At 72.2% G+C, this 17,769-nt stretch carries 17 protein-coding genes; 10 read left to right on the top strand and 7 right to left on the bottom strand.

Annotated elements, in window-relative coordinates; genetic code table 11:
• The first annotated feature begins 2 nt into the window (after positions 1-2).
• From iolC to OVA02_RS01580, 9 genes are all read left to right on the top strand, one after another.
• Positions 3-977 (top strand): 5-dehydro-2-deoxygluconokinase, encoded by a 975-nt coding sequence (gene iolC / locus OVA02_RS01620; RefSeq protein ID WP_123571060.1) that lies wholly within the window; start codon positions 3-5, stop codon positions 975-977.
• A complete protein-coding gene (locus tag OVA02_RS01615) occupies positions 970-1,893 on the top strand; it encodes a Cgl0159 family (beta/alpha)8-fold protein (RefSeq protein WP_123571059.1) in 924 nt (307 codons plus the stop codon). Before iolC ends, OVA02_RS01615 begins: the two co-directional genes overlap by 8 nt.
• On the top strand, positions 1,890-3,422 hold the full coding sequence (locus OVA02_RS01610; RefSeq protein ID WP_267659093.1) for a CoA-acylating methylmalonate-semialdehyde dehydrogenase: 1,533 nt from the start codon (positions 1,890-1,892) through the stop codon (positions 3,420-3,422). Before OVA02_RS01615 ends, OVA02_RS01610 begins: the two co-directional genes overlap by 4 nt.
• Before the next feature lie 74 nt (positions 3,423-3,496).
• Positions 3,497-4,423: a 5-deoxy-glucuronate isomerase gene (gene iolB / locus OVA02_RS01605; RefSeq protein WP_192125211.1), complete on the top strand. Its 927-nt coding sequence runs from the start codon at positions 3,497-3,499 to the stop codon at positions 4,421-4,423.
• On the top strand, positions 4,420-6,318 hold the full coding sequence (gene iolD / locus OVA02_RS01600; RefSeq protein WP_267659092.1) for a 3D-(3,5/4)-trihydroxycyclohexane-1,2-dione acylhydrolase (decyclizing): 1,899 nt from the start codon (positions 4,420-4,422) through the stop codon (positions 6,316-6,318). The genes iolB and iolD overlap by 4 nt, the downstream gene beginning before the upstream one ends.
• Before the next feature lie 44 nt (positions 6,319-6,362).
• The gene (locus tag OVA02_RS01595; protein WP_267659091.1) at positions 6,363-7,319 is read left to right on the top strand and encodes a sugar phosphate isomerase/epimerase family protein; all 957 of its coding nucleotides are present in this window, start codon (positions 6,363-6,365) and stop codon (positions 7,317-7,319) included.
• Positions 7,320-7,359: 40 nt separating this feature from the next.
• On the top strand, positions 7,360-8,412 hold the full coding sequence (locus OVA02_RS01590) for a Gfo/Idh/MocA family protein (RefSeq protein WP_255416435.1): 1,053 nt from the start codon (positions 7,360-7,362) through the stop codon (positions 8,410-8,412).
• 6 nt (positions 8,413-8,418) lie between these two features.
• Positions 8,419-9,297, top strand: coding sequence for a sugar phosphate isomerase/epimerase family protein (locus OVA02_RS01585; protein ID WP_267659667.1), 879 nt, complete (start codon positions 8,419-8,421; stop codon positions 9,295-9,297).
• 112 nt (positions 9,298-9,409) lie between these two features.
• Entirely contained in the window at positions 9,410-9,829 is a 420-nt protein-coding gene (locus OVA02_RS01580) for a tautomerase family protein (protein ID WP_267659090.1), read from the top strand.
• A 69-nt stretch (positions 9,830-9,898) separates the two neighbouring features.
• On the opposite strand, the gene OVA02_RS01575 is transcribed toward OVA02_RS01580, so the two are convergent.
• From OVA02_RS01575 to OVA02_RS01560, 4 genes are all read right to left on the bottom strand, one after another.
• The gene (locus OVA02_RS01575) at positions 9,899-10,654 is read right to left on the bottom strand and encodes a GntR family transcriptional regulator (protein WP_267659089.1); all 756 of its coding nucleotides are present in this window, start codon (positions 10,652-10,654) and stop codon (positions 9,899-9,901) included.
• A gap of 102 nt (positions 10,655-10,756) precedes the next feature.
• On the bottom strand, positions 10,757-11,242 hold the full coding sequence (locus tag OVA02_RS01570) for a tetratricopeptide repeat protein (protein ID WP_267659088.1): 486 nt from the start codon (positions 11,240-11,242) through the stop codon (positions 10,757-10,759).
• Between the two features lie 55 nt (positions 11,243-11,297).
• Positions 11,298-12,269, bottom strand: a complete 972-nt coding sequence (locus OVA02_RS01565) for an AraC family transcriptional regulator (RefSeq protein WP_267659087.1) — start codon at positions 12,267-12,269, stop codon at positions 11,298-11,300.
• Positions 12,270-12,626: 357 nt separating this feature from the next.
• On the bottom strand, positions 12,627-13,562 hold the full coding sequence (locus tag OVA02_RS01560; RefSeq protein ID WP_267659086.1) for an NmrA family NAD(P)-binding protein: 936 nt from the start codon (positions 13,560-13,562) through the stop codon (positions 12,627-12,629).
• Between the two features lie 340 nt (positions 13,563-13,902).
• On the opposite strand from OVA02_RS01560, the gene OVA02_RS01555 reads away from it, so the two are divergent.
• Complete coding sequence (locus OVA02_RS01555; RefSeq protein ID WP_043597691.1) at positions 13,903-14,283, top strand: hypothetical protein; 381 nt, start codon at positions 13,903-13,905, stop codon at positions 14,281-14,283.
• Between the two features lie 297 nt (positions 14,284-14,580).
• On the opposite strand, the gene OVA02_RS01550 is transcribed toward OVA02_RS01555, so the two are convergent.
• The 3 genes from OVA02_RS01550 to OVA02_RS01540 form a co-directional block, all read right to left on the bottom strand.
• Positions 14,581-15,126, bottom strand: a complete 546-nt coding sequence (locus tag OVA02_RS01550; protein WP_267659085.1) for a cysteine hydrolase family protein — start codon at positions 15,124-15,126, stop codon at positions 14,581-14,583.
• 26 nt (positions 15,127-15,152) lie between these two features.
• On the bottom strand, positions 15,153-16,457 hold the full coding sequence (locus OVA02_RS01545) for a PP2C family protein-serine/threonine phosphatase (RefSeq protein WP_267659084.1): 1,305 nt from the start codon (positions 16,455-16,457) through the stop codon (positions 15,153-15,155).
• A gap of 172 nt (positions 16,458-16,629) precedes the next feature.
• Positions 16,630-17,739 (bottom strand): nuclease-related domain-containing protein, encoded by a 1,110-nt coding sequence (locus OVA02_RS01540; protein WP_267659083.1) that lies wholly within the window; start codon positions 17,737-17,739, stop codon positions 16,630-16,632.
• Between the last annotated feature and the right edge of the window lie 30 nt (positions 17,740-17,769).

The raw sequence follows: 17,769 nt of genomic DNA, 5'->3' as shown, positions 1-17,769 counted from the left end.
TCATGACCGACCACACCGACAACGACACCGCTCCGTACGACGTCCTCACCATGGGCCGCGTGGGCGTCGACATCTACCCGCAGCAGTCCGGCGTCCCGCTCGAAGAGGTCGAGACCTTCAGCAAATCCGTCGGCGGCAGCGCGACCAACGTCGCCATCGCCGCCGCCCGTCACGGCCGGCGGTCCGCGGTGGTCACCCGCACCGGCGACGATCCCTTCGGTCGCTACATCGTCCGAGAGCTCGAGCGGCTCGGCGTCTCGACCCGGCTCGTCTCGACCGTCGACGGGCTCAACACCCCCGTCACGTTCTGCGAGATCTTCCCGCCCGACGACTTCCCGCTGTACTTCTACCGGCAGCCGAAGGCACCCGACCTCATGATCACCGCGGGCTCGCTCGACCTCGCCGCCGTCGAGAAGGCCACGGTCTTCTGGGCCACGGTCACCGGCCTCAGCGAAGAACCGAGCAGACAGGCGCATCACGTGGCCTGGCAGGCCAGGGGTCGTCGGCCCCTGACCATCCTCGACCTGGACTACCGACCCATGTTCTGGAAGAGCCCGGAGGTCGCCACCCGAGAGGTCGGGCGCGCTCTCGAGCACGTCACCGTCGCCGTCGGCAACCGCGAAGAGTGCGAGATCGCCGTCGGCGAGACCGAGCCCGAGCGGGCGGCCGACGCCCTCCTCGACCGGGGCGTCGAACTCGCCGTCGTCAAGCAGGGCCCCAAGGGCGTCCTCGCCAAGACGCGTGACGAGCGGATCGAGGTGCCGGCGCACCTCGTCCAGGTCATCAACGGCCTGGGGTCGGGCGACGGGTTCGGTGGTGCCCTCTGCCACGGCCTGATCGAGGGGTGGTCGCTCGATCGCACCCTGCGTTTCGCCAACGCGGCCGGCGGCATCGTCGCCACCCGGTTCGAGTGCTCCACCGCCATGCCCACCACCGCCGAGGTCGAGGCCGTCCTCCAGGAGGCGCACCATGTCTGATCGCACCGCCCCGGTCCTCGACTTCGAGCGCCTCCGAACCCTCCGGGCCGCCGAGCCGCACCGGGTGGCCGAGATCCTCGCCGCCCGGACGCGACCCGCACCGCTGGGTGCGGACGGACGCCTCTTCATCGTCGCGGCGGATCACCCCGCCCGGGGTGCCCTCGGCGTCCGAGGCGACTCGAGCGCCATGGCCGACCGGTACGACCTCCTCCGTCGCCTGGTCGTCGCCCTCGGCCGACCCGGCGTCGACGGGGTGCTCGGGACGCCCGACATCCTCGAGGACCTCGCCCTGCTCGGCGCGCTCGACGGCAAGGTCGTCGTCGGCAGCATGAACCGCGGTGGTCTCCAGGGCGCCACGTTCGAGCTGGACGACCGGTTCACCGCGTACTCGGCCGCGTCGATCGCCGACTCCCGGTTCGACTTCGCCAAGCTGCTCGTGCGCGTCGCCCTCGACGACCCCGGCACGGCCTCCACGCTGGCCGCGACCGCACGCGCGGTGACCGAGTCGGCCAGGCTGCGCCTCCCGATCATGCTCGAGCCCTTCATGAGTTCGTGGGTCGACGGACGGGTGACGAACGACCTGACGGCCGACGCCGTCATCAAGTCGGTCGCCATCGCGTCGGGCCTGGGCGAATCCTCCGCCTACAGCTGGCTCAAGCTGCCCGTCGTCGACGACATGGAACGCGTCATGGCGGCGACGACCCTGCCCACCCTGCTGCTGGGCGGTGACCCCGCCGTCGACCCGGCCGACACCTACGCCCGCTGGGCCGCGGCCCTCGCGCTCCCGGGCGTCCGTGGGCTCGTCGTCGGGCGCACCCTGCTCTACCCGAGCGACGACGACGTCGCCGCAGCCGTGGACCACGCGGCCGGGCTCGTCCACCCACCCTCGACCACGAACGGATCGGCAGAACGATGACCAGCACCACCAGCACGCACACCGGCACCACCGCCACCGATCGCCCCCTGGTCGCGCACTGGATCGACAATGTCGAGGTGCCCGGCACGAGCGGCCGCACCGCGCCCGTCTACGACCCGGCCCTCGGCGTCGCGACGAAGGACGTCTCGCTCGCCGACGCCTCCGAGATCGAGGCCGCCGTCGCCTCGGCCCACCGCGCGTTCCCCGCCTGGCGCGACCTCTCGATCACGAAGCGCCAGCAGATCATGTTCCGTTTCCGTGAGCTGCTCAACGAGCGCAAGGGCGAGCTCGCCGAGATCCTCACGAGCGAGCACGGCAAGGTGTTGAGCGACGCCCTCGGCGAGATCACCCGCGGCCTCGAGGTCGTCGAGCTGGCGACCGGGTTCCCCCACCTGATCAAGGGCGAGTTCTCGCAGCAGGTGTCCACCGGGGTCGACGTCTACTCGACCAAGGCGCCGCTCGGCGTGGTCGGCATCATCAGCCCCTTCAACTTCCCGGCCATGGTGCCGATGTGGTTCTTCCCGATCGCCATCGCCGTCGGCAACACCGTCGTCCTGAAGCCGTCCGAGAAAGACCCGTCGAGCGCCATCTTCCTCGCCCGCCTCTTCGCCGAGGCCGGCCTGCCCGAGGGCGTCTTCAACGTCCTCCACGGCGACAAGGAGGCCGTCGACGGTCTGCTCGAACACCCCGACGTCAAGAGCATCTCGTTCGTCGGGTCGACGCCCATCGCCCAGTACATCTACGAGACCGCCGCCAAGCACGGCAAGCGCGTCCAGGCCCTCGGCGGAGCCAAGAACCACATGCTCGTCCTACCCGACGCCGACCTCGACCTCGTCGCCGACAGTGCGATCAACGCCGGGTTCGGCTCGGCCGGTGAGCGCTGCATGGCCATCAGCGTGGTGGTCGCGGTCGAACCCGTGGCCGACGAGCTGATCGAGAAGATCACCTCGCGCATGGCCGGCCTCACCGTCGGAGACGGTCGCCGCAGCTGCGACATGGGTCCCCTCGTCACCGAACAGCACCGTGACAAGGTCGCGAGCTACATCGACATCGCCCTCGACGACGGAGCCGACGTCGTCGTCGACGGTCGGGGCATCGAGGTCGACGGCGAGGCCGACGGCTTCTGGCTCGGGCCCACCCTGATCGACAAGGTGCCGCTCACGAGCCGCGTCTACACCGAAGAGATCTTCGGGCCGGTGCTGTCGATCGTGCGCGTCGCGTCCTACGACGAGGGCGTCGCCCTCATCAACGCCGGTGCCTACGGCAACGGAACGGCGATCTTCACCAACGACGGAGGCGCGGCGCGGCGTTTCCAGGCCGAGATCGAGGTCGGGATGATCGGCATCAACGTGCCCATCCCGGTGCCCGTCGCCTACTACTCGTTCGGCGGCTTCAAGGACAGCATCTTCGGTTCGGACAAGGCCTACGGCCTGCAGGGCTTCGAGTTCTTCACCCGCGAGAAGGCCATCACGTCCCGGTGGCTCGACCCCAGCCACGGCGGCGTCGACCTGGGCTTCCCCCAGAACTGACGGCACACCCGATCTGTCCCCAGGCAGTACCCCGCGGCCCCCGGGCCGCTCCGCTCGATGATGAGGTGGACGACATGAACGACGAACCCCGCTGGTTCTTCCCCCGCGGCGACCTGACCCGCGACGGCTGGCAGACCGTCGTCGACGGCGACCTCGCCGGCTGGCAGCACACCGGCCTGCGCATCGGCGAGCTCCGAGACGGCGTCTCGTCGACCCTCGCCGCCGGCGGGGTCGAGCGCATGGTGGTGCCGTTGGCCGGTGACGTCGTGATCGAGTGGAGTGACGACCGAGGTGGGTCGGGCACCGTCGAGCTCGCCGGGCGGGCGTCCGTCTTCGACGGGCCGGCCGACGTCGCCTACCTGGGCGTTCGGACGGAGGCGGTGGTCACCGGGCACGGTCGGGTCGCGGTCGCCGAGGCACCGGCCGACCAGGTGCTCGACGTGCAGGTGCTCCGTCGCGACGACATCCCCGTCGAGATCCGCGGTGCCGGCCGGGCGACCCGTCAGGTGCACAACTTCGGCACCCCGGACGGGCTGCACGCTCAGAAGCTCATCGTCTGCGAGGTCGTGACCCCCGCCGAGAACTGGTCGTCCTACCCGCCGCACAAGCACGACGAGGCCGTTCCCGGCACCGAGTCCCGCCTCGAAGAGATCTACTACTTCGAATCCGCCGTCGGTCGCGGCCTCGATGCCCCCGAGCAGGCCGACCCGTTCGGCATGTTCGCCACGTACGGCTCACCTGCGGGGCCGATCGACGTGAACGAGCTGGTCCGCACGGGCGACGTCGCCCTCGTCCCGCACGGGTACCACGGCCCCGCCGTCGCCGCCCCGGGCTACGACCTCTACTACCTCAACGTCATGGCTGGGCCTGACCCCGAGCGCGCCTGGCTGATCACCGACGACCCCGCCCACGGGTGGGTCCGTGCCGGCTGGGAGTCCCAGGCCCCCGACCCCCGGCTGCCCTACCTCCCCACCGCTCCCTCGAAAGGACCGCGTCGATGACGACGAAGAGACTCACCGTCGGCCAGGCACTCGTCGAGTTCCTCGCCAACCAGTGGACCGTCGACGGCGACGTGCGAGAGCGCACGATCCCGGGCATGTTCGGCATCTTCGGCCACGGCAACGTGGCCGGGGTCGGCCAGGCGCTCAAGCAGTACCACGTGGACCGTCCGGGGCTCATGCCGTACCTGCAGGCCCGCAACGAACAGGCGATGGTCCACCAGGCCGTGGGCTACGCCCGCATGCACCGGAGGCGCGCGACCTACGCCAGCACCGCCTCCGTCGGTCCCGGTGCCGCCAACATGCTCACCGCGGCCGCGCTCGCGACGACGAACCGGCTGCCGGCCCTGCTGTTGCCGAGCGACACCTTCGCCACCCGGGTCAGCGACCCGGTGCTGCAGCAGATCGAGCTGCCCCACGACACGTCCTTGCAGGTGACCGACGCGTTCCGGCCGCTGTCGCGGTTCTTCGACCGCATCGACCGGCCCGAGCAGCTCTTCTCGGTCGCGCTCGCCGCGATGCGCGTGCTGACCGACCCGGCCGAGACCGGCGCGGTCACGATCGCCCTGCCCGAGGACGTCCAGGCCGAGTGGTTGGACGTGCCCGACGAGTTCCTGCAACCCCGCGAGTGGCACGTCAGGCGCCCCGTCCCCGAGCGGGGACCGCTCGAACGCGCCGTCGCCGCGATCAAGGCCGCGAAGCGCCCCGTCGTCGTCGCCGGCGGCGGAGTCCTCTACTCGGGCGCCGAGCAACAGCTCGACGCCTTCGCCCGGGCGACCGGCATCCCCGTCGGCACGACGCAGGCCGGCGGAGGGTCCCTCGCCTGGGACCACCCGCAGTACCTCGGGGGCATCGGTGCCACCGGCACGACGGCCGCGAACCGCATCGCCGCCGAGGCGGACCTCGTCATCGGCATCGGCACGCGGTACAGCGACTTCACCACCGCCTCCCGGACGGCCTTCCAGGACTCCGACGTGCGGTTCGTCAACGTCAACGTCACGTCGTTCGACGCCTACAAGCACGGCTCCCAGCTACCCGTCGTCGCCGACGCCCGCGAGACGCTCGACGCCCTCGCCGAGGCGCTCGCGGGGCATCGGGTACCCGACGAGCACTCCGCTCGCGTGGCCACCGAGAAGGCGAGGTGGGACGTCCTCGTCGACGAGGCCTTCCAGCCGTCCGGGCTGGCCCTGCCCGGCCAGCCCGAGATCATCGGCGCCGTCCAGGCGGCCAGCGACCCCACCGACGTCGTGGTCCAGGCGGCCGGGTCGTTGCCGGGCGACCTGCACAAGCTGTGGCGGGTCCGCGACCCGCTCGGGTACCACGTCGAGTACGCGTTCTCGTGCATGGGCTACGAGATCGCCGGTGGCCTCGGCGTCAAGAGGGGTGCACCCGACCGCGACGTCATCGTCATGGTCGGTGACGGCTCGTACCTCATGCTGCACACCGAACTGGTCACCGCGGTCGCCGAAGGCATCAAGATCATCGTGGTGCTCATCCAGAACCACGGCTACGCCTCGATCGGCCACCTCTCCGAGACCGTCGGGGCCGAACGCTTCGGCACGCTCTACCGCAAGCTCGATCCCGACTCCCTCGACTTCCAGGGCACCGAGGTGCTGCCCGTCGACCTCGCGATGAACGCCCGCAGCTACGGGCTCGACGTCGTCGAGGTGGAACCGACGCCGAACGCGGTCGCCGACCTCTCCGCAGCCCTCGCCGCGGCCAAGGCGTCGTCGACCAGCACGCTCATCCACGTGAACAGCGATCCGCTCGTCTACGCCCCGGACGGCGAGGGCTGGTGGGACGTCCCGGTCGCGCAGGTCTCGACCCTCGACAGCACCGCGGCCGCCCTGGCCGACTACCGCCAGCAGCGGGCCGCGCAACGCCCGCTGCTCGGCTGACACCGCCACACCTCACCCGCACCCTCTCGAAAGGCACCGCCGCCATGACCGACACCGTCACCGACCCCGACGCCACGCCCACCGGTCCGGGCGGGCACGGGCTCCGCATCGGGACCGCACCCGACTCGTGGGGCGTCTGGTTCCCCGAGCACCCCGGTCAGATCCCCTGGCCGCGGTTCCTCGACGAGGTCCAGCAGGCGGGCTACCACTGGATCGAACTGGGCCCCTACGGGTACCTGCCGACCGACCCCCACCAGCTCGAGGACGAGCTCGGTCGGCGCGACCTCAAGCTCTCCGCCGGGACGGTCTTCACCGGGTTCCACAAGGGCGACGACCAGTGGCGACGCGCGTGGGACCAAGCGCTCGCCGTCGCCGGCCTCGCCTCGGAGCTCGGTGCCGAGCACCTCGTCGTCATCCCCGACCTCTGGCGCAGCGACGCCACGAGCGAGGTACTCGAGGCCCGCACCCTCACCGACGACCAGTGGGCGGCGCTCGGCGCCGGCCACGACAAGCTCGGCAAGGCGCTCCTCGAAGAATTCGGCGTCAGGCAGCAGTTCCACACCCACGCGGACAGCCACGTCGGTACGTACCGAGAGACCGAGCGGTTCCTGGCCGAGACCGACGTGCGCTACACGAACCTGTGCCTCGACACCGGGCACTTCGCCTACTACGGCGGTGACTCCGTGCGCCTCGTCGAGGAGTACCCCGACCGCATCGGTTACCTGCACCTCAAGCAGGTCGACTCCGACCTGCGGTTCACCGTACTCAAGAACGACGTGCCCTTCGGGGACGCGGTCGCGCAGGGGGTCATGGTCGAGCCGCCCCGAGGCGTGCCCGAGCTGGCCCCGGTGCTCGACGCGGTCAGCCGCATCGATCCCGAGATCTTCGCCATCGTCGAGCAGGACATGTTCCCGGTCGAATCGATCGACCTTCCCCTCGGGATCGCGACCCGCACGCGTGAGCACATCATGAGCTGCTCGCCTCGCTCCCGTCTCGTCTGACGTCCCGCCGCTGACACCCCCGCCCCGAAGGAGAACACCCGTGACCACCACAACCCCCGACCTCCGCGTCGCCGTCGTCGGTGCCGGCATGATGGGCGCCGACCACGTCGCCCGCATCACGTCCACCATCAGCGGGGCCACCGTCGTCGCCGTCGTCGACCCCGACACCGCTCGTGCCGACGCCGCGGCGGCGACCGCCCCCGGCGCGATCACCGCGGCCGACTTCGACGAGGCGCTCGCCGCCACCGAGATCGACGCCGTCATCATCGCCACCCCCGGCTTCCTCCACGAGGCCGTCCTCCTGCCCGCACTCGACCGCGGGCTGGCGATCCTCTGCGAGAAGCCCCTCACCACCGACGAGGCCGCCTCGCTCCGCGTGCTCGAGGCCGAGCAGAAGCTCGACCGGCCGCACATCCAGGTCGGCTTCATGCGTCGCTTCGACCAGGGGTACCGAGACCTCCGGGCCCTCGTCGCGTCCGGCGAGCACGGCGCCCTGCTCGCGCTGCACTGCGCCCACCGCAACGCCACGACCCCGCCGAGCTACTCAGAAGAGATGCTCATCCTCGACTCCGTCATCCACGAGATCGACGCCGTCCCCTTCATCGCCGGTGAGCCGATCGTCGCGGTCGAGGTCAAGAAGCCCCGCCGCAACTCGCTCGCGCCCGAGGGGCTCCGAGAGCCGCAGTTCGTGATCCTCGAGACCGAGTCGGGCACGATGGCGATCGTCGAGATCAACGTCAACATCCAGTTCGGCTACCAGGTCACCACGGACGCCGTCTTCGAGAGCGGCGTCGCCTCCATCGGGCGCGAGACCGGGCTCCAGCTCACCACGGCCGCCCGGTCGGCCGTGGCCGTGCCACCGACGTTCAAGGAGCGCTTCGGCGCCGCCTACGACACCCAGGTGCAGCGCTGGGTCGACGCCGCGCACCGCGGCACCATCGACGGTCCGAGCGCCTGGGACGGCTACCTGGCGAGCGTCGTCGCCACCGCCGGCGTCGAGGCCCAGAAGACCGGTCGGCGCGTCGAGGTCGACTACGCGATGCCCAAGCCGTCGTTCTACGACCTGCCCGGCGTCGTCTCGCCGGGGGAGTGACCGATGGTGAAGATCGCCCTCGACCCCACTCCGCTGCACCACAGCCACTCGTTGCTCGAACTGCCCGCCAAGGTCGCCGAACTGGGGTACGACCACCTGCAGCTGACCCCGCACCGCGACTTCATCCCGTTCTTCCGGCACCCGAAGGCCGACGACGACCTCGTCGACGCCTTCGCGGCGGCCTGCAAGGAGGCGCGGGTCGAGATCGCGTCCGTCCTGCCCGTCCTGCGGTGGTCCGGTCCCGACGAGGAGTCCCGTCGGGCTGCCGTCAAGCACTGGAAGCGCGTGATCGAGATCACCGCCCGCCTCGGCGTCGAGGTGATCAACACCGAGTTCAGTGGTCGTCCCGAGCTGTCCGAAGAATCCGAGCGTCAGTTCTACTGGTCGATGGAAGAGTTGCTGCCCGTCCTCGAACGCGAGGGCATCCGCGTGTTCATCGACCCGCACCCGGACGACTTCGTCGAGGACGGACTCGAGGCCCTCCGGGTCATCCGCGGCCTCAACACGAAGCAGGTCGGTCTCGCCTACGTCGCGTGCCACACCTTCCACTACGGCGGCGACATGGCCGGGATCATGGCCGCCGCGGGGCAGTCACTCGGCCTCGTCCACATCGCCGACACGTTCGACCACCGCCGCTCGCACGGGCTGAGGTACATCAGCAATCCGCCCGGCAACGCGGCCCGCGTCCACCAGCACCTGAAGATCGGGGACGGTGACGTCGACTGGGACGGCTTCTTCGGCGGCCTGCACGGGCTGGGCTTCTTCGATCGCGACGACACGATCGCCGTCTCGAGCGTCTTCGCCGAGGACGAAGCCGTCGACGGCGTCAGTCGCTACCAACGAGAGCAGATCCTGGCGCGCATCGACGCCGCGGCGCGCGCCTGAGCCGCCGATCCGCCCGGCCCCTGCGGCCCCTGCGGTCCCTGCGGCACCTGCGGCACCTGCGGCACCTGCGGCACCTCACCATCCCCGACCACACCCGACGAAAGAAGAACCCATGCCCCTCGTCCGCATCGACCTCCTGCCCGGTCGCAGCCCCGATCAGATCACGGCGATCGCCGACGCCGTCCACGACGCGATCGTCGACGTCTACGGCATCCCGCCTCGCGACCGCTTCCAGGTGATCAACGAACTGCCGGCTGGTCGCATCATCGCCCAGGACGCCGGGCTCGGCTTCGAACGCTCCGGCGGAGTCGTGATGATCCAGATCTTCACCCAGCGGGGACGCACCGACGGCGCGAAACAGGCTCTGTACGCCCGCATCGCCTCAGGCCTCGAGGCCGTGGGCGTGGCCGGCGAGGACGTCTTCATCGGCTACGTCGAGAACGGTCCGCAGGACTGGTCGTTCGGCTTCGGGGTGGCCCAGTACGTGACCGGTGAACTGACGGTGCCCTCGGCCGCGGCACAGGCCGGCTGAGCGGCAGGGTCCCGGACCGCGCAACCGATGACGCCCGCCGTCGGGTGCGCGGCGCGCGGTGCCCGGCGGCTACTTGTCGACGAGGGTGATCGAGAACGAGTAGAGGTCGGGCCGGTAGCAGTGGTGCCCGACCTCGACGGCCCGACCCGACGCGTCGTAGGCCGTGCGGGTCATGGTCAGCACGGCCCCGCGCGGCTCGATCTCGAGCAGCTGGGCCTCGTCGGCGTGGGCGGCCCGGGCCCCGATCCGCTGCTTCGCCACCCGGATCGTGACGCCGAGGGCCCGGAGCAGTTGGTACAGGCCCTGGGCGGCGAGGTCGGCGTCTGAGAACGGGGCGAGGTCGAGCGGCAGGTAGTTCTCGAGCACCGCGACGGGGACACCGTCCGCCAAGCGGAGGCGCCGCACGTGGCTGACCCGGTCGCCGACCTCGATGCCGAGAGCCAGGGCGGTCTTCTCGTCGGCCGCGACGACCTGATGGGCGAGCAGACGTGTCGTCGGGGCCTTGCCGCTGTCGGTCAGGTCTTCGAACAGGCTGGTCAGCTCGACGTTGCGGGTCACGGGTCCGTGGACGACCTGGGTGCCGATCCCGCGCCTCCGGACGACGAGCCCCTTGTCGACCAGCTCCTGGATGGCTCGCCGGACGGTGGGCCTCGACAGGCCGAGACGTTCGCCGAGTCCGACCTCGTTCTCGAGTCGAGCGCCCGCCGGCAGCTGGCCCCCGAGGATCGCCGCCTCGAGCCGCGTGGACATCTGGAACCACAACGGGATGGGGCTGCTGCGGTCGAGGTCGGCGAAGAGGTCGGCCGGAAGCTTCGCGTCGGTCATGTGGTCCCCTCAGCCGAACGTATGTCGTGACAACCTTACGGGCGGCACGGGCCGGTGGCCATCTCGGCGCCGGGTCGGTGCCTCGGCCGGTCCGTGGACGGGTCAGTCCCCGGTGAGCGCGGCCGCGTAGGCGCGGACCGAGCGGTGGTAGCGGGGGAGGGTCGGCTCGACGGCCTCGATCGCGACCCGCAGGGCCTCGTCGGAGCGGCCGGCGCTGTGCAGGGCGAGCGCGAGGAAGACCCTCGGTGCGGCTCCGGTGGCGGGGTGCTCGGGAGCGTCGCGCAGCATGGCGATGGCCTCGTCGACCCGGCCGAGGTTGCGCAGCGTCGAGGCGTGCTGCACGACCATCTGCGCAGCCCGGGTCGGGTCGACGGCGTCGAGGCCGGCCACGGTCGCCGCGGCGTAGTGCACGTGGGCCTCGGCCTCACGGCCCCCGGAGTCGTGCGCACCCCCGAGTTCGAACTCGCCCAGCGCGGGGTGCGGAGCGTCGGCGGCGAGGGCCGTCATGCGCTCGATGCGCTGCTCGTCGTCGACGGTCTCGTCGGCCCAGAGGGCGGCGACGCGGTCTTCCCAGGCCTTGGTGCTCATGCGCCCACGGTAGCGGGCTCCCCGATCGAGGCGACCCGCGCCTCCTCGTCCCCGCTCAGCGACCGGACGAGGCGCGGAGCGTGTCGGAGGGGCGCTCGCCGAACCGTTCCGCGTAGGCCGCGGCGAAGCGACCGTGGTGCGTGAACCCCCAGCGGGCCGAGACGTCGGTGACGCTCGAGTCCCCGGGTCCCGCGGCGACCAGGTCGGTGCGCACACGTTCGAGCCGCAGCCGTCGGAGGTAGGCCGTCGGGGTCGTGTCGAGGGCCCGGCGGAAGCCTTCCTGCAGGCTGCGGACGCTCGTGGCGGTCGTCGCCGCCAGGTCGGCCACGCTCCAGTCGCGGCCCGGATCGGCGCGCAGCAGCTCGATCGCGCGGGCGACCGCCCGGCCGCCCGACTGCGGCACGGGAGCCCGCAACGCCTCGGAGTGGTTGTGGCCCTGCGAGAGGAGCAGGGCGTGGACGAGCGATCGTTCGAGGTTGCGGACGGCGAGCGGGTGCTGGAGGACGCCGTCCTCTCGCCGGGACGCCTCGTCGACGACTCGTACCGCCTGCAGCACGACCTGTCCGCCCGTCGCCAGGTCGAGCTCCGCGTCGAATTCGAGCCGGGCGACGGACGTCGACTCGAGCAGGTCCTCGAGCTCGCGCTGCAGTTCGGCGCGGGGGATCATCAGGGCGATCTGCGCGAAGCCGTCGCCGCAGTCGAGGTCGACCGGTCGGCCGGGCATGAAGACGCCTCCGGACCAGGGTGTCGCGTCGACCCGCCGCCCGCCGGCTGCGCGCAGGACGGCCCGACCCGCCGTGGGGATGTCGACGTGGTAGTTGTCCGGCTCGGCCGTCCGGAGGCGGACGGCCCGGTCGAACCTCATGTAGCCGAGCGTCAACCGGCCCGTGCTCACGGCGTTCAGTTCGAGCCCGAGGTGGCCGGAGGGGCTCGCCGTCGGGAACTCGACGGGGAGGAAGGCCTCGCCGAGGACGCGTCGTGCCTCGTCGACGCCGTGACACGTGGCGACGCGGTGTCCGGCGAACACTTCTGGACCCTCCGCGAGCATCTTTCGACCCTACCGACCCTCGGGGGCGGGCAGAACACCTCCTCGCGCGAATCGGCCGGGACCCCGCGTCCGGCGGATGGTGGCCCGGCTCGGTCGCTGCCTACCGTGGAGGTCCGCCGTTGCTCACCACTCGGCGATGAACGGTGGCCCTACCCGTCGGGGGGAAGGGCCACCGTTTTCTCGTCGCGGGAAGGCTCGGGCGGGCAGGCGCGGGCGGGCAGGCAGGCGCGGGCGGGCGGGCAAGCTCGCGCGGGCAGGCGCGGGCGGGCAGGCAAGCGCGGCGGGCAGGTTCGGGCGGCGTCCCGGGTCGGCGACCCGCGCCTCCTCGTCCCCTGGTCAGGCGGGAGTCGACACCGAAGAACGCGGCGCGGCACCGGTCCGTGTCGCGAGGACGTCGCGGACGGTCGTCCAGCGTGCGGGACCGTAGCGATCGTTGTCGACGTGCCTCAGCTGCGCGTCGCCGCTGAACATGTTGACGAAGTACTGCATGCCCTGCCAGGCGGGGAAGGTGTCGTCGCCCTTCGACGTGCGACGCATGACGGCCGCCATCGCCGACAGGGTCCCGGTCGTGCCGGCCCACTGCGGCTTGAAGGACGTGCCGGTGAGCTCGCTCATCGTGCGGGCGACCTGGCGGGCCGTGACCCGGTCGCCGGCGACCTCCACGACGCGCGGCGCCTCGGGGTCGAGCGCGACCCGGGCGACGACGTGGGCGACGTCGTCCTTGGTCGTGAAGTCGAGCACCTGGTCGGCCGACGACCAGAACAGCACCCGCTTCCGGTCGAACAGGACCAGGGGTGCGTCCCCGGTCAGCAGGTCGGTGAACATGCCGTTCAGCACCGACGTCGCCCGGATCGGGGCCGCGTCGACGTCGGCCGCGAACTCGCGACGCAGCTCGAAGTTGCGGTTGCTGCCCGGCGGGATGCTGCGGTAGTCGGCCGAGTAGTCGGAGGGCACGAACCGGGGCACGCCCGCCGCGACGGCGGCCTTCAGGAGGGCGCGCTGCGCGTCGACGATCACGGAGCGGGTGCCGCTGACGGCGGACACGACGACGTCGGCGCCGCGGGCGGCGTCGGTCAGGGCGGGCACGTCCGTGTAGGAGGCGCGGGTCACCTCGACCCGGTCGTCGTCACCGAACAGCGTGGTCGCGCCGGTGCTGCCGGGGCGGGTCAGGACGCGCAGGCGCACGTCGTCCGTGGTGTCGCGGAGCAGCTCGCGGGCGATGCGCTGGCCGAGGTCGCCGGTCGCGCCGGCGAGGAGGACGGTGGTGGTCATGGGGGAGTGGCTCGTTCCGTCGGAGGGTCAGAGGCCAGTCTGCGCGCTCGACGGCGACGCGGTGCGGTGCCGTGCGGCTGGTGGGGTCGGGTGCTGCGGATCGGCCGACACCGGGATGTGGGCACGACGCCAGGTTGTGGGCACGACGCCAGGACAAGGGCTGGCGCTGTGCTCACATCCTGGCGTGGTGCGTGGTGCGTGGGGGAGGGGACGTCCTCGGGGACGCGACCCGCGCCTCCTGCGGCCCGGCGGTGCCGGTCGTGCGCACCCTCATCACCCGGAGGGGAGCACGATGGCGGGGACCCGTGGCGCCCGTGCACGGGCGAACGGAGAGAGCCGCATGAGCACCACCGACCCCGACGACTTCGTCACCCGCGCCGCACGACGGGCCCGTGAACTCATCGACACCTCCGACGTCGTGCCGCCCGTGGCACGCGGTGCCCTGCACGACCTCGCGGGCCGGGCCGAGACCGTGGTGCGCGACGTCACCGACCGGGCCGGGTCGTCGGCCCACGACCTGGTCGACCGCGCCGAGGTGATCGCCGACCGGGCCGAGAAGACCGTGCGCGACGTCGCCGAGACCGTCACGATCGCCGCGATGGAGGCCACCGACCAGGCCCACCAGCGCTACCGCCGCCGGGCCCGCGTCACCAACGCCGTCGGCGCCACCGTCATCACCGGGCTCGTGGTCGCGCTGGTGGCGAGCAGGCGTCGGGGGTAGCAGGCGTCGGCACCGGCGCCGCCGCCGAGCTGCCGGCCCGCCGGCACCGCTGGCCGGCCGTCCCGCCGTCCGGCCGGCCCGCCACCCCGCCACCCCGCCACGAAGTGAACACCCCGCCACGCAAAAAGATGGCGGGGTGTTCACTTCGTGGCGGGAAGACCCGGAGCGGCACGGAACGGCGCTCGGCGTCCGGCGTCCGGCGTCCGGCGTCTGGCGCCCGGTGCTCGGCGCCCGGCGCCCCGACGCCGGGCGGGGCGGCCAGGGGCGTCACGCGGTGTCCCGCGTCACCCAGGCCGCTCAGGCGGCGAGCAGCGCCTCGCTCGTGACGACGGTCGCGAAGCTGCCGTCGAGGGCGGCCATGAAGGCGGCGTGCACGTCGCGGCCGGCGACGGTCCTCCCGCCGTGCACGAGGTCGGGGGCCGCGCAGGCGTCGGTGACGACGGTGCAGTCGAAACCGAGCTCGTGCGCGGCCCGCGTGGTCGAGTCGACGCACATGCTGCTCATCATCCCGACTATCACGAGTTCGGTCACGTCGCGCTCGCGGAGGCTGGCCTCGAGTCCTGTGCCCACGAAGCTGTTCGGCACGTGTTTCTCGACGACCAGCTCGCCGTCGCGGGGTTCGACGGCCGGGTGGAACGCGAGGCCGTCGGTCCCGGGGCGGAAGAACGTCGCGCCCTCGCCGGTCGAGACGTGGAAGACGTGGACGACGGGCTCACCCGACGCCCGGAACGCTTCGAGCACGTCACCGGCGGCAGCGGCGGCCGCCTCGGGCTCGACGAGCGGGAACGCGCCCCCGGGGAAGTAGTCCAGCTGGATGTCGACGATGAGCAGGGCGCGGGTCATCGGGCCAGCATGCCAGGCCGCGAGGCTCAGGGACGCGCCGGCACCGACGTCGGCACGAGCGTCGTCGCGACCACGGTCACGTCGTCGCTCCGGTCGCGCTCGAGGGCGAGCCGCTCGACGACCTCGACGATGCGCGCCGGCTCGGGCGTCGCGGCGAGCAGTCGCTCGAGGTCGTGCAGCGCCTCGAGTTCGACCGGGAACAGGTCGAGCACGCCGTCGCTGACACAGACGAACACGTCGCCCTCGTCGAGCTGCGAGCGGTGCCGGTGCCAGCCGGTGCCCACGCCGATGGGCAGGTCGGCCGAGTTCAGGCGGTCGACGGCCCCCGAGGCTCGACGGATGAAGGCCAGGCCGTGCCCGGCGTCGGCCCAGAGCACCGCGCCGTCGGCGTCGATGCGCGCGTGGAACGACGTCGTGAACTGCGTCTCGGTGTCGTACGCGCTCGTCGTCAACCCCACGGAGGCGCGGTGGAAGGCCTCGGCCGGGTCGCCGTCGTCGACGCTGCTGCGGATGACCGAGCGCACCGCCGCCGCGATCATGCCCGCGCCGACGCCCTTGCCCATGACGTCGCCGACGGTCACGGCGATGCCGGTCGAGGTCGGGTACCAGTCGAAGAAGTCGCCGCCGACCTCGCGGGCCGGCACGCAGGCCCCGAACACCGCGAAGGCGTCGGGCAGGGTCGAGGCGTCCGGCGGCAGCAGCGACTGCTGCACCACGGCGGCCCGGTTGAGCTCGCGCTCGAGGGCGTGCTGCTGGGCCCGCGCCCGCTCGAGTCGGGCCTTCGCCTGCCGGGCGAGTTCGTTGACCGCCGCGGCGACGGTCGCGTAGACGACCAGGGCGAACGCCAGCCGGATCAACTCGCTCGGGCCCCGACCGTCCGCGGTGAACAGGTACGGCAGCAGCAGGGTGACGCACGTTCCGACCAGGGGCAGCAGGACGTTGCGCCGACCGGGCCAGGACGCGACCCAGACGACCGCGAGCAGCACGATCGGCAGGAAGACCGATCGCTGGTCACCCGTGCCGTAGCGCAGCAGCCCCACGGCGACGAAGTCGGCCGCGGGCACCAGCAGCTCCCATCGCCGGAGCCGGGTGTGGCGGGCCATCGTGGCGGCGAACGCCAGGGCCGCGACGGCGACCGCCACGCCGAGCCACATCGTGACCGCGTCGGTGACGATCAGCCAGGGCAGGGTGGCGCTGAGCACCGCGGCCAGCGCGATCAGCAGGGCGATGAACGACTGGCGGAACAGCGGCACCTTCTCGACGGGCACGCGTCGCAGGGCCGTGTTGAGTGCCCGCCCGATCGCGTCGGCGCCCTCCGTCACGCGTCCCATGCCGGTCCCCTCGCCCCTGGATCGCCCGTCGACCACAGGTGTCGTCTTGTCTCGTCTCCCGACGACGCTACAGGGTGCCGCCGACGGGCCGCGGACCCGGGGAGGCGCGGTGTGGGCGGAACCGGCACCGTGCCTCCTGGGGGCGAGGCGTCGTCCACAGGCGACGCCTGTCTCACTCGGTCCGGTCGGACCCCTGGGCATCCTGGGCGGAGGAGGAGGAGGAGGAGGAGGCGGCGGCGGCGGCGGTGGTGGCCGTGGCCTCCGGCTCGCGGGCCGGGGCCGCCGCCTCGGGGGCCGCGGCCTCCGGCACCGACGCGACCCGCGCCTCCTGGGCGTGGGCGCCGAAGCGCAGCACGTCGGCGCCGTACGACGCGAACAGCCGGGCGAGGTCGTCGACCCGTGCCCGGGACAGCTTCTTCGTCGGACGCGAGGTCAGTTCGCGGACGACGCCCGCCAGCTGGGACCGGTGCGACACGATCGCCGTGGCCGCGCCTCCGTCGGTGGCGTCGCGCTCGGTCGCGAAGACCGTCGCGTCGCGGTGCGAGTAGAAGACGCAGGTGTCGAACCAGAGCCGGACGCCGGTCTCGGCCTGCACCCGGTCGGACAGCCGCTGCGCCTGGCGCCGCACCTGCGACGCGGGGGCCTCGCGGCCGAGGTGGGTGCGCACGGTCAGCACGGTGGGCGAGTCCTTGACGACCTGCAGCGCGAACGGCGGCGTCATCGTGCTCTCGTCGAACAGGCCCGCGAAGGCCGGGAACACGCTGCTCGGGGTCAGGCCGTCGAAGACGATGCCGTTCCAGCCCTTGTTCTCGATCACCATCACGCCGGTCTCGGCGAGCAGGACGTGGTCGACCTGCGCGACGAACCGCGAGGAGGCGCCGGTCGCCACGGGAACGAAGACCACGTTGGTCAGCAACACCGCGTCCACGCCCAGCTGTCGGCAGGTGTCGGCGATGTCGTCGCGCGAGGTGGCCTCCCACTTGAGGCCGGACGCCACGAGGTCGCGCGCCTGCTTCGCCTCGGTGAGGGCGGCCTGACGCTCGGCGCCCAGGGCGTCGCGCTCGCGGGCGTGGTCGGCGGCGGCCTTAGCGAGGGCGTCGTCGTGGGCCGCGGCGAGGGCCTCGTGCTGCTCGCGGGCGGCCCGGGCCTGCTCGTCGGCGGCCGCCTTCGCGGCGGCCAGGGCCCGCTTCGCCCGCGCCCGCAGCACGACGGCCACGACGATCAGGGCGACGAGCAGAACGGCGGCGATGATCCACGGGACGAGGCTCTGGTCGAACGGCATGCCTCCAGCAGAACACGGGGTGTGGGCGGC

The organism is Frigoribacterium sp. SL97 (assembly GCF_026625765.1).
Classification (GTDB): Bacteria; Actinomycetota; Actinomycetes; order Actinomycetales; family Microbacteriaceae; genus Frigoribacterium.
This window is presented reverse-complemented; position numbering and strand designations above follow the sequence as displayed.

Excerpts from the sequence above, each read along its gene's own strand:
- OVA02_RS01610 (WP_267659093.1), top strand. The coding sequence starts at position 1,890 with ATGACCAGCACCACCAGCACGCACACCGGCACCACCGCCACCGATCGC.
- OVA02_RS01560 (WP_267659086.1), bottom strand. The coding sequence starts at position 13,562 with ATGACCACCACCGTCCTCCTCGCCGGCGCGACCGGCGACCTCGGCCAG.
- OVA02_RS01555 (WP_043597691.1), top strand. The coding sequence starts at position 13,903 with ATGAGCACCACCGACCCCGACGACTTCGTCACCCGCGCCGCACGACGG.
- OVA02_RS01575 (WP_267659089.1), bottom strand. The coding sequence starts at position 10,654 with ATGACCGACGCGAAGCTTCCGGCCGACCTCTTCGCCGACCTCGACCGC.
- OVA02_RS01580 (WP_267659090.1), top strand. The coding sequence starts at position 9,410 with ATGCCCCTCGTCCGCATCGACCTCCTGCCCGGTCGCAGCCCCGATCAG.
- OVA02_RS01540 (WP_267659083.1), bottom strand. The coding sequence starts at position 17,739 with ATGCCGTTCGACCAGAGCCTCGTCCCGTGGATCATCGCCGCCGTTCTG.
- OVA02_RS01595 (WP_267659091.1), top strand. The coding sequence starts at position 6,363 with ATGACCGACACCGTCACCGACCCCGACGCCACGCCCACCGGTCCGGGC.
- OVA02_RS01545 (WP_267659084.1), bottom strand. The coding sequence starts at position 16,457 with ATGGGACGCGTGACGGAGGGCGCCGACGCGATCGGGCGGGCACTCAAC.
- iolC (WP_123571060.1), top strand. The coding sequence starts at position 3 with ATGACCGACCACACCGACAACGACACCGCTCCGTACGACGTCCTCACC.
- OVA02_RS01550 (WP_267659085.1), bottom strand. The coding sequence starts at position 15,126 with ATGACCCGCGCCCTGCTCATCGTCGACATCCAGCTGGACTACTTCCCC.
- iolD (WP_267659092.1), top strand. The coding sequence starts at position 4,420 with ATGACGACGAAGAGACTCACCGTCGGCCAGGCACTCGTCGAGTTCCTC.
- OVA02_RS01570 (WP_267659088.1), bottom strand. The coding sequence starts at position 11,242 with ATGAGCACCAAGGCCTGGGAAGACCGCGTCGCCGCCCTCTGGGCCGAC.
- OVA02_RS01615 (WP_123571059.1), top strand. The coding sequence starts at position 970 with ATGTCTGATCGCACCGCCCCGGTCCTCGACTTCGAGCGCCTCCGAACC.
- iolB (WP_192125211.1), top strand. The coding sequence starts at position 3,497 with ATGAACGACGAACCCCGCTGGTTCTTCCCCCGCGGCGACCTGACCCGC.